Genomic DNA, 13971 nt, shown 5'->3' with positions numbered 1-13971 from the left:
GATTCTCCATGGGCGAAAGCATTCTCACCGCGCAGAACCTTAGCAAAGTGGTTCCCAGCGCGGAAGGCGAACTGACCATCCTGCACCCTCTTTCCCTGCACCTGAACAGGGGCGACAGCCTGGCCATCGTCGGCGCGTCCGGTTCCGGCAAATCCACCCTGCTCGGCCTGCTGGCCGGCCTCGACCTGCCCAGTGGCGGCGATGTGATCCTGGCCGGACGCGCCCTGAGCAGCCTCGACGAAGACCAGCGCGCGCGCATCCGCGCCGAGCATGTCGGCTTCGTGTTCCAGAGCTTTCAACTGCTCGACAGTCTCAATGCCCTGGAAAACGTCATGCTGCCACTGGAGCTGGACGGCCGCGGCGACGCACGGGAACGCGCCCGCGACCTGCTGGAACGGGTCGGCCTGGGCAAGCGGCTGACCCACTCGCCACGACAGTTGTCCGGCGGCGAACAGCAGCGAGTGGCGATCGCCCGGGCCTTTGCCGCCGAGCCGGACGTGCTGTTCGCCGACGAGCCCACCGGCAACCTCGACAGCCACACCGGCGAGCGCATCAGCGACCTGCTGTTCGAGCTGAACAAGGAACGCGGTACCACCCTGGTGCTGGTGACCCATGACGAACGCCTGGCCCATCGCTGCCGGCGCCTGATCCGCCTTGATGCCGGCCAGTTGGTCGCGCCCCTGGAGCCTTGATGGCACGTCTGCCGCTGTTGCGTCTGTTCAGCCTCGCCACCCGCCAACTGCAGCGCGATGCCCGCGCCGGTGAGTTGCGGGTCCTGTTCTTCGCCCTGCTGGTTGCCGTGGCGGCCAGTACCGCCATCGGCTATTTCGGGGCCCGCCTGAACGGCGCGATGATGTTGCGCGCCACGGAGTTCCTCGCCGCCGACCTGGTGCTCGACGGTACCTCCAGGGCCCGTGCGGAGCAGGTCCAGAGTGGCCGTGAGCTCGGTCTCGAGCATGCCCGGGTGGTCGAGTTCTCCAGTGTGATCGCCACCGACAATGGCATCCAACTGTCGAGCATCAAGGCGGCGGACGAGCACTATCCCCTGCGCGGCGAACTCAAGAGCGCTGCCGAGCCATTCGGTGCCGAAACCGCCGGCGGCGGCCCGGCTCCTGGTGAAGCCTGGGTCGAGGCACGGCTGATGAGCGCCTTGAACCTGAAGATCGGCGACAGCATCGATGTCGGCATGAAGACCGTACGCATCGCCCGGGTACTCACCTACGAGCCGGACCGCGCCGCCAACTTCTACAGCCTGACGCCACGGGTGCTGATCAACCTGGCGGACCTGGAGGCCACCGGCGTGGTCCAGCCCGGTAGCCGGGTCAATTTCCGCGAGCTCTGGCGGGGCCCGGCCAGTGCCCTGGCGACCTATCGCGACCTGCTCAAGCCGGGACTGGCAGCCAACCAGCGGCTGCTCGACGCCCGCGACGGCAACCAGCAGATTGGCGGCGCGCTGGGCAAAGCAGAGCGCTACCTGAACATGGCGAGCCTGGTCGCGGTGCTGCTGTCCGGCGTGGCGGTGGCGCTCAGCGCCAGCCGTTTCGCCGCCCGTCGCTTCGATGCCAGTGCCCTGTTGCGCTGCCTCGGGCTGTCGCGCCGGGAGGCCATGACCCTGTTCAGCCTGCAACTGGCGATTCTCGGCCTGCTCGCCTGCATCAGCGGTGCGCTGCTTGGTTGGCTGGCGCAACTGGGCCTGTTCCAGTTGCTGCACAACCTGCTGCCCGCCGACGTACCGCCCGGCGGGCTGACCCCGGCCCTGGCCGGCATCGGTACCGGCCTGGTCGCCCTGGCCGGCTTCGCCCTGCCGCCGTTGGCGGCACTGGGCCGGGTACCGCCGCTGCGCGTGCTGCGCCGCGACCTGCTGCCGATTCCCGCCAGTACCTGGATGGTCTACGGCACCGCCCTTCTGGCCCTCGGCCTGATCATGTGGCGACTGAGCCTGGACCTGGTGCTGACCTTCGCCCTGCTCGGTGGTGGCGTGCTTGCCGCCCTGCTGCTCGGCGGCCTGATGCTGCTCGGCCTGCAGAGCCTGCGCCGGCTGCTGGCCCGAGCCTCGTTGCCTTGGCGCCTGGGCCTCGGCCAACTGCTGCGCCACCCGCTGGCCGCCGCGGGCCAGTCCCTGGCATTCGGGCTGATCCTGCTGTCCATGGCATTGATCGCACTGCTGCGCGGCGAACTGCTCGACACCTGGCAGAACCAGTTGCCGAAGAACGCACCGAACTACTTCGCGCTGAATATCCTGCCCGCGGACAAGGACGGTTTCCGCGATCACCTGATCAAGCTGTCGGCACAGTCGGCACCGATCTACCCGGTGGTGCCGGGGCGCCTGATCAGCATCAACGGCGAACCGGTGCAGGAGATCGTCAGCAAGGACAGTGCCGGCGACCGGGCGATCCAGCGTGACCTGAGCCTGACCTGGGCCGCCGACCTGCCATCGGGCAATACCCTCACGGCCGGCAACTGGTGGTCGAACCAGCCCGGCGGCGACATTCCCGAGGTCTCGGTGGAGGCCAAGGTCGCCACCAGCCTGAAGATCAAGCTGGGCGACCATCTGGTCTTCAGCGTCGGCGGCAGCCAGCGCGAGGCGCGGGTCAGCAGCCTGCGCAGTATCAACTGGGACAACTTCCAGCCGAACTTCTTCATGATCTTCCAGCCCGGCACCCTGCAGGATCTGCCGGCCACCTACCTGACCAGCTTCTATCTGGCGCCGGGTCATGACAAGGACATCGTCGAGCTGTCACGGGCCTTCCCGGCGGCGACCATCCTGCAGGTCGAGGCTCTGCTCGCACAACTGCGCAGCATCCTCGCCCAGGTCACCATCGCGGTGGAGTACGTGTTGCTGTTCGTCCTCGCGGCGGGGATGGCGGTGCTGTTCTCCGGGCTGCAGGCGACGCTCGACGAACGTATTCGCCAGGGCGCGCTGGCGCGGGCGCTGGGCGCCGAGCGGCGGTTGCTGGTCAAGGCGCGGCGGATCGAGTTCGGCCTGCTCGGAGCCGCCAGCGGCCTGCTCGCCGCGCTCGGCGCGGAACTGGTGAGCCTGGTGCTGTACCGGTTCGCCTTCGACCTGCCCTGGCACCCGCATCCGTGGCTGTTGCTGCTGCCGCTGCTCGGTGCCCTGATGATTGGCGGCGCCGGCGTCTTCGGCACCCGCCGGGCGCTGAATGCCAGCCCGCTGACAGTGCTGCGCGAGGGCTGATAGACTCGCGCCCTGTTTGTCCAATGGAATGACGATGAGCCGTTATCGCCCTCCCCGTACCGCCGGCACCGCCCTGATCACCCCCGAGGGCGAGGCGCGCATGCGCGCCGAACTGCATGAGCTGTGGCACGTGCGCCGGCCGCAAGTCACGCAGGCGGTCAGCGAGGCGGCCGCCCAGGGCGATCGTTCGGAAAACGCCGAATACACCTATGGCAAGAAGATGCTGCGCGAGATCGACAGCCGCGTGCGCTTCCTGACCAAACGCCTGGAAAACCTCAAGGTGGTCGGCGAACGCCCGAGCGATCCGAACAAGGTCTATTTCGGTGCCTGGGTCACCATCGAGAACGAGGATGGCAAGGAGTCGCGCTACCGCATCGTCGGCCCGGACGAATTGGACCTGAAGCTGAACCTGATCAGCATCGATTCGCCCCTGGCCCGCGCCCTGATCGGCAAGACGCTGGATGCCGAGGTGCGGGTGATGACACCGACGGGCGAGCAACTGGTGTACATCACCGCCATCGACTATCCCTGATCCGCGAAGGACTCACTTGAATCCCGACAGGCTCAGCGCCGGGTAATCAGCCCCTGTCGTGCCACGCGCGTCAACTGGTGAATCACCGTCTCGGCCTGCTCCGCATTCGGCGACTGGATCACCGCCATGTCGAAGCTGTCATCGGCAAAGCGCTCCAGCGAATCACCCTCTTCCACAAACTGGATCAGGAACGCCGAAGCCCGCCCCTTGCGCCGCGGCCAGCCGTCCAGGCAACGCAGCAGCGTTGGCTGGTTCTGGCCGCACAGGAGAATTTTCGGGTTGCGTTCGGGAAGGTTGGCCGTGATCGGCACCAGACGTACGACAGGGCGTGGATTGTTCAACGTGCGTGTCTCCGCCTCAACGATCTGCCGGGCAGGTGTGAGGCAACACCGAACCAGCGCTTTAGCGGTATTTCGAGACCTGGACCAGACCTCTGGCGGAGCGCTGTCGCCCCCCTGGCGCCCCGCAAGTAGCTGTTTAAATCGGCGCATGCACGGCATCCTAGAGAAGCGCGGGGGGCACTGTCAAGAATCGCGCCGGACAATGTCCCGTGCGAGCATGACAACGAAAAAGGCCCGCGAGGGCGGGCCTTGGGTGATCATCCGGAAAGATCAGCGGTTGATGATGCCATCGACCGAGGCCTTGCCGGCGCCTTCGATCAGTACGGCAAGGGTGCCACCCAGCAGGGCCAGGGCGAATTCATAGCCGTTGTTGCTCATGAACAGACCGTTGTGGAGGTGTACCGAGAGAATCGCCACCACCAGGGTGAAGGTCAGGCCCAGCGCCGCAGGACGTGCCAGCAGGCCGATGATCAGCGCCAGCCCACCGAAGAACTCGGTGCCACCCGCCAGCAGCGCCATCAGGTGGCCGGGTGCCAGGCCGATGCTTTCCATCCATTGGGCGGTGCCTGCCAAGCCGTAGCCACCGAACAGGCCGAAGAGTTTTTGCGCGCCGTGGGCGGCAAAGATGATCCCCACCAGAATCCGCAGGACGGTCAGGCCGTAGCCGGCACGGGTGTTCAGGACGCGTTGGGTCAGAGTGCTCATGGTTGAATCCTTAATTCAAATGTCGAGTTGATGGACGCCATATTAATCAGTTTTTAAAATTGAAAAAGCGCAAAAAACCTGACACAACAATCGAAATATCCGATCATTTCCGTGAAGCAACCTTCCTTCCGTTGTGTTCCAGAGAATCCCTTTCCAGGGAACCGCGCTCCCGATCGAACGCCAGATAGTACTTGTTCACACTATTAACATAGTTGACCGGAGCCATTCCCACCTGCTCCATCGCCACCCGTTCGACCTGGAAGAACCACTGGTTGGGGTTCAATCCACGCCGCCGCGCCTCGGCGCGCATGCCCTGGACCCGCTCGGGCCCCATGTTGTAGGCCGCCAGGACAAAGGCCATGCGCTCACGCTCGTTGAGCTTGGGGCTGGCGAAGAACTTGCGGCGGATCATCGCCAGATACTTGGCTCCGGCCTGCACGTTGTTATCGACATTCTGGATATTGCCCACGCCGACCCGTTGCGCCGCCGAGGGGGTGATCTGCAGTAGCCCGGTGGCCCCGCTCGCACCCCGGGCTGCCGGGTCCAGTGCCGACTCCTTGAACGCCAGTGCGGCCAGGTTCAGCCAGTCAAGACCCTGGGCCTGGGCATGCCGCTGCAGCACCGGCCGAAGCTTCTCCAGCTTCTGCCGGTCATCGCGGGCCAGCGGATAATGCACCTGATACAGGCGCCGATAGATGCGCAGGAACACCACGTCCTGGTCGGCCGGTGCCTTGTAGGTCCCGAGGAAACGGTCGATGCTGGCCAGCAGCATCGAGGCATCACGGCGCACGAACCAGCGCATCTGGCCCGGCTCGCCGACCAGTACCCGCCGGTCGAAACGCAGCTTGGGCATGACCCTCGCCCAGCGCTCGGCAATCGGCTGCTCGACGATGGTCAGGTGAAAGATCCCGCCCTGGACCATTTCCAGCACGTCCTCCACCGCCAGGCTCGCATCGACCCATTCGACCTTCACCGGCGACAGCTTGTGCAGGGCCAGCTTCTGGTTGATCTGCTCCAGCGCATTGGCGGCGGCGCTGCCGGTGCTCAGGGTCAGCGTGCGTCCGGAAAGCTGTTCGACCCGGGTAATGCGCTTCTCGCCCTTGAGTCCCACCAGCAACAGCGGCACCGGGCTGCCGATCGCCTCGCTGGCGCTGACGGCAGGCCCCGGTTGCGCATCAAGCAACTCACCCGGAGCGACTAGGTCGCCTTCGCCACGCTGCAGCGCGCCGAGCAACTGGTCCTTGGCCTTGGGAATGAGCTTGAGCGTGATTTGCTGATTATCCCGGGCATGCCCGTTCAGGTACTGCTCGAAGGCACGCAGGCGGTGATACTCGACGCCGATCGCCTCGCCCTGGATTTCTCCCGAACTGTTGCGACTCTGGTTGACCAGCACCCGCAGGACGCGGCTGCCGCGGATTTCCGCCAGGTCGCGGACCTTGCCCGGCTGGCCGATTTCCAATGGCCCGGCCAGCCGCGCAACCGCCGGCAACGGCAGCAGGAACAGGCACAGCAGGAGCAACAGCGAGGGTCGCTTCATCCATTCTCCGCAAAGAATACTGTCCCGCCGCAAGCCCCATGGCCTGGTACGGGTCGTTGGAACCGAGCGTCTCTGTGAACGCGAATCAAGGTGCGCAAGACGGGGACGGCAGCGGCTTGAAAGCTGGCACTGCTCGCTTGCGGCCTTAAAAGACAGTCATAACTCGTTGTAGTTCTTGGTTTTTATTATAAATCTACAGCTCTGATATGCTTTCCGGCCTGTGGCCTGAGGACGAACCATGCAACTCATCGATATCGGCGTCAACCTGACCAACCCGGCTTTTTCCGGCAAACACCGGGAAATACTCGACCGCGCACAGGCCGCCGGGGTCTGCCAACTGGTCGTCACCGGCACCAGCATCGAGGGCAGCGCACAGGCCCTGGAGCTATGCCGGACGCTGGATGAGAGCGGTCTGCAATTGTTCGCAACGGCGGGCATCCACCCCCACTCCGCCAGCGACTGGAACGCCGACAGTGCCGCCCGTCTGAAAACCCTGCTCAAGGAGACGAACGTCTGTGCGGTGGGTGAATGCGGATTGGATTTCAACCGCGATTTTTCGCCACGCCCGCAACAGGAAAAAGTCCTCGAAGAACACCTGGCCCTGGCAGTGGAACTGCAACGGCCGGTGTTCCTCCACGAACGCGATGCCAACCCGCGGCTGCTGGAGATTCTGCGCGACTACCGCGACCGCCTGCCGGCCGCCGTGGTGCACTGCTTCACCGGCGAACAACGGGCACTGTTCAGCTATCTGGACCTGGACCTGCACATCGGCATCACCGGCTGGATCTGCGACGAGCGTCGCGGCACCCACCTGCATCCACTGGTGCGCGAAATCCCCCGTGGCCGCCTGATGCTGGAAAGCGATGCGCCCTACCTGCTGCCTCGTAGCCTGCGCCCCAAGCCCAAGAACGGCCGCAACGAACCGGCGTTCCTCACCGAAGTGCTACGCGAGGTGGCCCTGCACCGCGGCGAAACCGAAGCCGACCTGGCCGCCCACAGCAGCGCCTGCGCCCGCACCTTCTTCGGCCTGCCGCCGATTGCTTGACCCATATCAAGAACTCCCCGGCTGGGGCATGGCACAATAATGGCACCTTGCTGTTTCCGCTCAATCAGAGAAGACCTTCCATGGGTGCCTGGCTTAGCAACATCTCACTGAAATACAAATTCTGGGCCGTCAACGCGGTGGCCTTCGTCACCACCCTGCTGCTGGTACTGTACGCGGTACAGCTGGAGCAGCACGCCCGCACCGACGACGCCCGCGCGGCCGCCCAGGCCGAGGCGCAGCTGCTGGCCAGTTGGCCCGCCGGCCAGCCGCTGCCGCGGAATGATCGGTTGCTGGTGTTCCAGAACGGCCAGGCCCCCAGCCTCAACGGCCAGTTGCTGTCGCGCCTGGGCGATGCCCAGGGCTGGGTCGGCTACGACTACATGCCGCTGTTCGGCGACAACCCATTGCTTGGGGCCGAGGTGATCAACCATGACAACCAGCGGGTGGCCGTGCTGGCCTACGCGCCGAGTCTGGCCCAGGTGTTCGGCGAGCGCTTCACCCAATACGCCGTGGCCGTGTTCATCCTGATGCTGGCGATGCTCTGTGCCTCGCAATTGCTGATCCGCTTTCTGCTCAGCCAGCTCAATACCCTCAAGGACGTGATGCTGCACGTGGAAAAGACCGGCGACCTGTCCGCCCGTGTGCCACTGGCGTGCAAGGATGAAGTCGGCCAGATGGCCAGCGCCTTCAACGCCATGCAGGCCGGCTACCAACGCGTGGTCGGCACCGTCGCGCGCACCGCCGCGCAACTGGATGTCGGCGCGGCGCGGCTGGCGTCGAGCATGAACGATGTGCAGCACGGCATGCTCGGCCAGCAGAGCGAAACCGACCAGGCCGCCACCGCCATCAACGAGATGACCGCGACGGTCTACCACATCGCCCAGCACGCCGGCGCCACCCGCGACCTGTCGAAAACCGCCGATACCCTGGCCGGCAGCGGCAAGGAGGTGGTCAGCCGTGTCCAGCAATCGATCGCCGGCCTGTCCAGCGGCGTGCAGCAGACCGCGGAGATGATCCAGCGCCTGGCCGAAGACAGCCAGAAGATCAATGGCGTGGTCAGCGTGATCCACAGCATCGCCGAGCAGACCAACCTGCTCGCCCTCAATGCCGCGATCGAAGCCGCCCGGGCCGGGGAAATGGGGCGGGGTTTCGCGGTGGTCGCCGATGAAGTGCGCAACCTGGCCAAGCGCGTACAGGACTCCACCGACGAAATCACCACCATGGTCTCGGCCCTGCAATCCGGGACCCGCGATGCGGTGGACTTCATGCAGGAAAGCTCGTTCAAGGCCGACGACTGCGTGCAGCAGGCTCAGGAGGCCGGGGCCGCACTGGCTGAAATCACTGGCGCGGTGGCACAGATGCGCGAGAGCAACACCCAGATCGCCGTGGCCGCCGAGCAACAAAGCCAGGTCGCCGAAGAAATGAACCGGGCCGTGGTGAGCATCCGCGATGTCACCGAAAACACCGTGCAGCAGACCGTGGACTCGGCCAGCACCAGCAATGAACTGGCGACCCTGGCCGGTGAATTGAACAAGGCCATTGGTCAGCTCAAGCTATAGGCGCGATAGCAAGAGTTGATTCGCCGCCGACGTTTGCCCGCCTTATTCTGGATCCATCGAATCCACGAACCAAGGGGCATCATCATGGGCAAACGTCATCCCGATTTTCCCGCCTGGCAATGGCGCGTCGCACCACACTCTTCGAACGACGGCACCCGCGAAGGCCTGCAACTGCTCTCGGTGGTCCTGTTTGCCCTGGCCTTCCTGCTGCTGGCCAGCGGCGTCTTCACCCAGGACCTGACCAACGTCGCCATCGGCGTGATCGGCCTGGTCGCGGCCGCCGGCCTGCAGCGCAAGCGTCATACGCTGGAGGCCTAGGCCCGGGGCGGAGACGTGCTGCCCTGTGAAAGCACGCCAACCTGTGGGAGCCGGCTGGCGGGCGATAGCCCCCTGCTATCACTGCAGATTTTGCTGGATGGCCGCCTAGGGCGGATCGCCAGCAGCTCCCACAAGGCTTCAGCCAAACACCGTGACGGTCTGCCGGCTCAGGGCGATCAAGCGGTCATCCGGGCTCCACAACGCCGCCGCCACATGGCCGTAGCCATCGCGGGCATGCTCGATCACCGCCAGGTATTTGCACCAGTCCAGGGTGCTGAGCTCCAGCAGCGGCTGGACGAATTCGATGGTCCAGGTCAGGCTGCTGCCGGCCGCCATTTTCTTCAGGTGCGACAGCAGCGCCGGTGGCCAGGCATCCACCAGCGCCAGCAAATGGGCCTCGTTCAGGACTTCGTCCTCGGCCTCGCGCAGGCGCACCCAGCCGCCCATCTGCCGTGAGGCGTTACCGGTGAACGGCAAGCCGCCGACGCCCCAGCGCATGGCCAGATGCCGCACGAACTCCGGGGTCACGCCCTGTACATAAGGCAGCTCCTGGCATTGTTCCCAGTGCTTCATCGCCGGAGCCGGCTCGGCCTCGACGGCCACTGTCGACTCCCGGGACGCGCCGAAACTACCCTGCACCAGGGTCGTCACCTGGCCGTTCTGCACCGCCCGCCCGAGCACCTGGCTGACCGCCTTGCCCTCGCGCAACACCTCGACCTCGAAGCTGACCGGCACCCGCGGCTCGACCGGGCCGACAAAGGTCACCGCCAACGAACGGACAGGGCGATCGCTCGGCACACGGGCGCGCATCGCCTCATACTGGAGCGCGACCACCAGGCCACCAAAAGACGCGCGCCCCTGGCCCCACTCGGCCGGAATGACCAGAGCCTGTGGATCGCGGCGGCCCCCCTCGAGCAAATCGGAAAAGCGCATGTACACCTCGGCTGACAAGTATTCCCTGAGATCCGCCGCAAGCCGGAAGCTTGCATCATGGAAGTGAATCTTAACCAGCCGCCGTGGGAGGTAAAGCGCCCATTCCGGCCAAATCACCTGTCATACAAGCCGTCGCCTCAGGCAAAGCAGTTCCTGCTCAGCTTCTCCAGAATCCTGTCGGCCTTGCCCTCGGCGCGGGCCATGGTGGCTCGCCAGCCATTGACGCAGGGCTGCAGATCCTGCTGGGTCTCGGCCTGCAGCAGCCACTGCCAGCAGTCATGCCAGTCGCCCAGGGCTTCCTGGGCCGCCTTGAGCCGACGCAACACCGATGCCGGCAACTGATCCAGCTGCGGATAGGCTTCGGCGGCGTAACGCACCCGCTTGATCAGCAGGCGCAGGCGATGGCGGTCATGACCCGGAGCGTGCAGGGCCTCCTCCAGGGCCCGCCACTGCTTCGCCAGGCGCTTCTCGATGCGCTTGCGCAAGCCCTTGAGCAGGCCCTGATGCTCGGCGGCACGCAGGAAGCGCGGGAAGGCGTCCAGCACATCGAACAGTTGCTTGAGCTCGGCGCTGCGCGCGACTCTCCAGTAGTCCTCGGACAGTTGCGCGGTACGGCGCGTGGCCGCGGCATGATGACCCTGGCGGTGCAGATAGGCCGCCAGTACCTCCCGGTCGCGGATCGGCGTGGTCAGCCGTCCCACTTCGGCGGCCGCCTGCTCCAGTTGCTCGACACCCGGCAAGCCGCGCAAAGGCCGCAGCAGGCTGCGCAGGCGGCGCACGGCGATGCGCAGGTCATGCAGAGCCTCGTCGTCGGTGAGCGCATCGACCCGCGCCTGACAGGCCAACAACCGCACCTGCAGGTTCAACACCTGTACCACCAAACGATCCACCAGGGCCGACATCGACAGTTCCTCCCAAATCGAACTTCAAAGACTGCGACGCAATGACTGCAACGCCTGTTGCAATACATCCATCGACGGGGTTTCTTCAGCATAGCGTTGGCTGACGAACGACTCGCCAAAGCGGCGGATGTCCCGCGCCTGCCGCGGCAACCGCATGGCCGCGCGCTCGACGAACGCCACTGGCCCCTCGCCCGGCTCGCGGACCAGGCCACGCTGGCGCAGCAGCTTTTCAAAAGTGGCGAAGGCACGCAGTTGCGGGTCGGCCTTCACCTGCCAGGGACGCAACAGCCATAACGACAGCAGTGCCAGGATCAGTACCAGACCGAGCGGCAGCATCACACCGGCCAGTTCGCCGAACCAGCGCCCGAGGGTCTGCAACTGCTGTTCGCCCTGATAACCCAGAACCCAGCGTTGCCAGGCGTAATTGAGGTTATCCCAGCCCAGGCGCAACTCGTTGAGCCAGGTCAGTTGGCGGTAACGCAGTGGCGAGAACGCCGAGGCCCCCGGTACGCCCTCATCGGCGGCCAGGGCCTGCTCCAGTCCCTGGTCGATGCGCTGCGGTGCCACCGCGTAGGTCGGGTCGACGCTGCGCCAGCCCTGTCCGGCCTGCCAGTACTCGATCCAGGCATGAGCGTCATACTGGCGTACGGTGAGGAAGCCGCCGGCCGGGTTCAACTCGCCGCCCTGATAACCGGCCACTACCCGTGCCGGGACTCCCGCCGCGCGCAACACGTAGGTCATGGCGCCGGCGAAGTGCGCGCAGAAACCCTGACGGCTGTCGAACAGGAAGCCGTCGATGCTGTCCGGTCCCAGGGTCGGCGGCTTGAGAGTGTAGTGATAGGGCTCATCATGAAAATGCCTGAGCAGCGCCGTCACCAGCGCCTCGGGCTGTGGATAAGTGCGCCGCAGTTCGCTCGCCCATTGGCGGGTCCGCGGGTCGCCCTGGGCCGGCAATTGCAGGGCACGGCGACGTGCCCGCTCGTCGAGCAGCGGGTCGCGGGGCACCTGCGGCCAGGAACTGGCCCGGTACAGCAGCGCCTGTTGCACCGGGCGCTGACGCTGCAGGCGGTAGTCCGCCAATTGACGCACGTCGCCCGCTTCGCCGCGGGCGACATCGAGTGCCGGCAACCAGGGCTTGCCGCTCGGTTGCAGGATGATGCTGTAGCGCCAGGGCTCACCGCTGGCCTGCCATTGCGGCGGCGGGCTGGAGGCTACGCCCGGCGACTGGCTCCAACGCCGGCCATCGAACTGCTCCAGGGTCAGGGCGCGCCAGTATAGCTCCCGTCGCGGTGGCAACGGGCCGTCGAAACTGGCACGAAACGCCAGTTCGGCGGAACGCCCGAGTTCGGCGACATCGGCGGGCGACATGTTTTCGGACAAACCGCTCAGGCCCTTGTCGCTCGGCAGCGGCAACGACCACAGCGGGGCGATCCGCGGAAAGAACAGAAACAGCAGCAGCATCAACGGCACGGCCTGCGCCAGCAGGGTCGCGGCCAGTTTCAAGGTCGCCAGCGGCCGGGTGCCGGGGCCCTCTTGCAGGCCGATCAGGGCCGCCAGCAGGGCACCGATCGGCAACAGGCTGTAGGCGGCCCACGGCAGGCTGTCCTCGAACAGATAGGCCACCGCCACGCAGAACAGCCCGAGAAATATCAGCACCAGCGCATCGCGCCGGGTGCGGGTTTCCACCAGCTTGAGGATGAACATCGCCACCAGCAGCACCGCGCCAGCGTCGAGGCCGATCAGGCTGCTGCGCGACATCCAGATGCCGCCGATGGTGAACAGCAGCAACAGCAGCGCCAGCAGGCGCCCGGGAAACGTCGCACGCATGCGATAGATCTGGACACGCCAGAAGGTGCAACCGAGCCAGAAGACGACCATCCACAACGGCACATGAAACCAGAACGGCACCATGACCAGCGCCTGGGCCAGCAGCAGCCAGACCAGGCTGGCGCGGGAAATCGTCGCCCCGTTGCTCATGATGTCTGCCCAAACAGTGCCAGGGCGCGCAGGCAAGCCTCGCAATGGGCCGCACCGCTATCGGTGGCCAGACGCCGCCCAGGCAATTGCAAGGCGAACGGCTGCTCGCGGCGGGTCAGTTCCAGTACCCAGTAGCACAGCCGTGACAGACGCTGCTCGACATCGCCCCCCAGGGCCAGGAAGTCCAGGCAATGTTCCTGGCCTTCAAGGCGGGCGAAGTCCTTGATCAGCGAACCCTGTCCACGGGAATAGGCCTTCCAGTGCAGGCGGCGCCAGGAGTCGCCGGGCTGGTAGGGTTTGAGCCCCTGGTAGTCGTCGACGCCTTGCCCGTGGGACCGCACGCCCTGCTCGCGCTCATCCTCCGGCACGCTGGACAGGGTCGGCAGCTCTCCTTCCAGCGGCTGTGGATAAACCAGCACGCGCTGGCCCAGGTCGACCCAGCTCCAGGCGCGCAGGAGGCCCAGGGGAAAGCTGCTGCGTACCCCGATAAGGGGAGCCGCCAACCAGCCGCGCGCCAGGGTTGGCCGGGTCAGTTCCAGCTCGCTGAAGCCCGTTGGCGGCACGTCCGTGGCCTGGGTCGGCTGGGCCGACCAGCCGAGTTGGATCGCCTGGTGGCGCTTCTCCGTGCTTTCCAGCCGGACCATGAAACGGGCTTGCTCCCCGACGAACACTGCCGGCCCACCCCCGGCGCTCAGCACCAGCCCCCGCAGGTTGCGGTAGGTGTGCAGGATCGCCACGACGAACAGCGACAACAGCAGGAAGCACAGGCCATAGGCCAGACTGTTCTGGTAATTGATCGCCACCAGCAGGATCAGCAGCAGCAAGGCGGCAAACACCCCGCCCGTCCGGTTGGGCAGGATGAAGATCCGGCGCCGGGTCAGCTCCACCCGCGCCGACGGCGGCAGGCGCCGGGCCAGCCAGGCCCA

13 protein-coding genes are annotated in these 13971 nt (G+C 65.8%); 6 read left to right on the top strand and 7 right to left on the bottom strand.

Features of this window, described 5'->3' with window-relative positions:
* Nucleotides 1–8: 8 nt before the first annotated feature.
* From K675_RS0102170 to greB, 3 genes are read left to right on the top strand one after another with little or no spacing between them, the layout of a single operon-like run.
* A complete protein-coding gene (locus K675_RS0102170; protein WP_017901868.1) occupies nucleotides 9–692 on the top strand; it encodes an ABC transporter ATP-binding protein in 684 nt (227 codons plus the stop codon).
* On the top strand, nucleotides 692–3196 hold the full coding sequence (locus K675_RS0102165) for an ABC transporter permease (RefSeq protein ID WP_017901867.1): 2505 nt from the start codon (nucleotides 692–694) through the stop codon (nucleotides 3194–3196). The genes K675_RS0102170 and K675_RS0102165 overlap by 1 nt, the downstream gene beginning before the upstream one ends.
* A 34-nt stretch (nucleotides 3197–3230) precedes the next feature.
* Nucleotides 3231–3728 (top strand): transcription elongation factor GreB, encoded by a 498-nt coding sequence (greB, locus tag K675_RS0102160; RefSeq protein WP_017901866.1) that lies wholly within the window; start codon nucleotides 3231–3233, stop codon nucleotides 3726–3728.
* A 32-nt stretch (nucleotides 3729–3760) separates the two neighbouring features.
* Here greB and K675_RS0102155 read toward each other — a convergent pair whose 3' ends face one another.
* From K675_RS0102155 to K675_RS0102145, 3 genes are all read right to left on the bottom strand, one after another.
* A complete protein-coding gene (locus K675_RS0102155; protein ID WP_017901865.1) occupies nucleotides 3761–4069 on the bottom strand; it encodes a hypothetical protein in 309 nt (102 codons plus the stop codon).
* A gap of 270 nt (nucleotides 4070–4339) precedes the next feature.
* Nucleotides 4340–4774 (bottom strand): DoxX family protein, encoded by a 435-nt coding sequence (locus tag K675_RS0102150; RefSeq protein WP_017901864.1) that lies wholly within the window; start codon nucleotides 4772–4774, stop codon nucleotides 4340–4342.
* 103 nt (nucleotides 4775–4877) lie between these two features.
* Complete coding sequence (locus K675_RS0102145; RefSeq protein ID WP_017901863.1) at nucleotides 4878–6311, bottom strand: transglycosylase SLT domain-containing protein; 1434 nt, start codon at nucleotides 6309–6311, stop codon at nucleotides 4878–4880.
* A 238-nt stretch (nucleotides 6312–6549) separates the two neighbouring features.
* On the opposite strand from K675_RS0102145, the gene K675_RS0102140 reads away from it, so the two are divergent.
* The 3 genes from K675_RS0102140 to K675_RS30270 all read left to right on the top strand — a co-directional run bounded on the left by K675_RS0102140 (nucleotide 6550) and on the right by K675_RS30270 (nucleotide 9233).
* Nucleotides 6550–7356: a TatD family hydrolase gene (locus K675_RS0102140; protein WP_017901862.1), complete on the top strand. Its 807-nt coding sequence runs from the start codon at nucleotides 6550–6552 to the stop codon at nucleotides 7354–7356.
* Between the two features lie 80 nt (nucleotides 7357–7436).
* Nucleotides 7437–8915, top strand: coding sequence for a methyl-accepting chemotaxis protein (locus K675_RS0102135; RefSeq protein WP_017901861.1), 1479 nt, complete (start codon nucleotides 7437–7439; stop codon nucleotides 8913–8915).
* Nucleotides 8916–8999: 84 nt separating this feature from the next.
* The gene (locus K675_RS30270) at nucleotides 9000–9233 is read left to right on the top strand and encodes a hypothetical protein (RefSeq protein ID WP_017901860.1); all 234 of its coding nucleotides are present in this window, start codon (nucleotides 9000–9002) and stop codon (nucleotides 9231–9233) included.
* A 138-nt stretch (nucleotides 9234–9371) separates the two neighbouring features.
* Here K675_RS30270 and K675_RS0102125 read toward each other — a convergent pair whose 3' ends face one another.
* From K675_RS0102125 to K675_RS0102110, 4 genes are all read right to left on the bottom strand, one after another.
* Nucleotides 9372–10166: an acyl-CoA thioesterase gene (locus K675_RS0102125; protein WP_017901859.1), complete on the bottom strand. Its 795-nt coding sequence runs from the start codon at nucleotides 10164–10166 to the stop codon at nucleotides 9372–9374.
* Between the two features lie 137 nt (nucleotides 10167–10303).
* Nucleotides 10304–11068: a CHAD domain-containing protein gene (locus K675_RS0102120; protein WP_017901858.1), complete on the bottom strand. Its 765-nt coding sequence runs from the start codon at nucleotides 11066–11068 to the stop codon at nucleotides 10304–10306.
* Between the two features lie 24 nt (nucleotides 11069–11092).
* Nucleotides 11093–13045 (bottom strand): transglutaminase TgpA family protein, encoded by a 1953-nt coding sequence (locus K675_RS0102115; RefSeq protein ID WP_017901857.1) that lies wholly within the window; start codon nucleotides 13043–13045, stop codon nucleotides 11093–11095.
* Nucleotides 13042–13962: a DUF58 domain-containing protein gene (locus K675_RS0102110; protein WP_051070730.1), complete on the bottom strand. Its 921-nt coding sequence runs from the start codon at nucleotides 13960–13962 to the stop codon at nucleotides 13042–13044. The genes K675_RS0102115 and K675_RS0102110 overlap by 4 nt, the downstream gene beginning before the upstream one ends.
* Between the last annotated feature and the right edge of the window lie 9 nt (nucleotides 13963–13971).

The organism is Pseudomonas fuscovaginae SE-1 (assembly GCF_000364705.1).
Classification (GTDB): domain Bacteria; phylum Pseudomonadota; class Gammaproteobacteria; order Pseudomonadales; family Pseudomonadaceae; genus Aquipseudomonas; species Aquipseudomonas fuscovaginae_A.
This window is presented reverse-complemented; position numbering and strand designations above follow the sequence as displayed.

Bases quoted from the DNA above. Each gene is read 5' to 3' on its own strand.
- K675_RS0102170 (WP_017901868.1), top strand. From the start codon at position 9: ATGGGCGAAAGCATTCTCACCGCGCAGAACCTTAGCAAAGTGGTTCCC.
- K675_RS0102165 (WP_017901867.1), top strand. From the start codon at position 692: ATGGCACGTCTGCCGCTGTTGCGTCTGTTCAGCCTCGCCACCCGCCAA.
- greB (WP_017901866.1), top strand. From the start codon at position 3,231: ATGAGCCGTTATCGCCCTCCCCGTACCGCCGGCACCGCCCTGATCACC.
- K675_RS0102150 (WP_017901864.1), bottom strand. From the start codon at position 4,774: ATGAGCACTCTGACCCAACGCGTCCTGAACACCCGTGCCGGCTACGGC.
- K675_RS0102145 (WP_017901863.1), bottom strand. From the start codon at position 6,311: ATGAAGCGACCCTCGCTGTTGCTCCTGCTGTGCCTGTTCCTGCTGCCG.
- K675_RS0102140 (WP_017901862.1), top strand. From the start codon at position 6,550: ATGCAACTCATCGATATCGGCGTCAACCTGACCAACCCGGCTTTTTCC.
- K675_RS0102135 (WP_017901861.1), top strand. From the start codon at position 7,437: ATGGGTGCCTGGCTTAGCAACATCTCACTGAAATACAAATTCTGGGCC.
- K675_RS30270 (WP_017901860.1), top strand. From the start codon at position 9,000: ATGGGCAAACGTCATCCCGATTTTCCCGCCTGGCAATGGCGCGTCGCA.
- K675_RS0102125 (WP_017901859.1), bottom strand. From the start codon at position 10,166: ATGCGCTTTTCCGATTTGCTCGAGGGGGGCCGCCGCGATCCACAGGCT.
- K675_RS0102120 (WP_017901858.1), bottom strand. From the start codon at position 11,068: ATGTCGGCCCTGGTGGATCGTTTGGTGGTACAGGTGTTGAACCTGCAG.
- K675_RS0102115 (WP_017901857.1), bottom strand. From the start codon at position 13,045: ATGAGCAACGGGGCGACGATTTCCCGCGCCAGCCTGGTCTGGCTGCTG.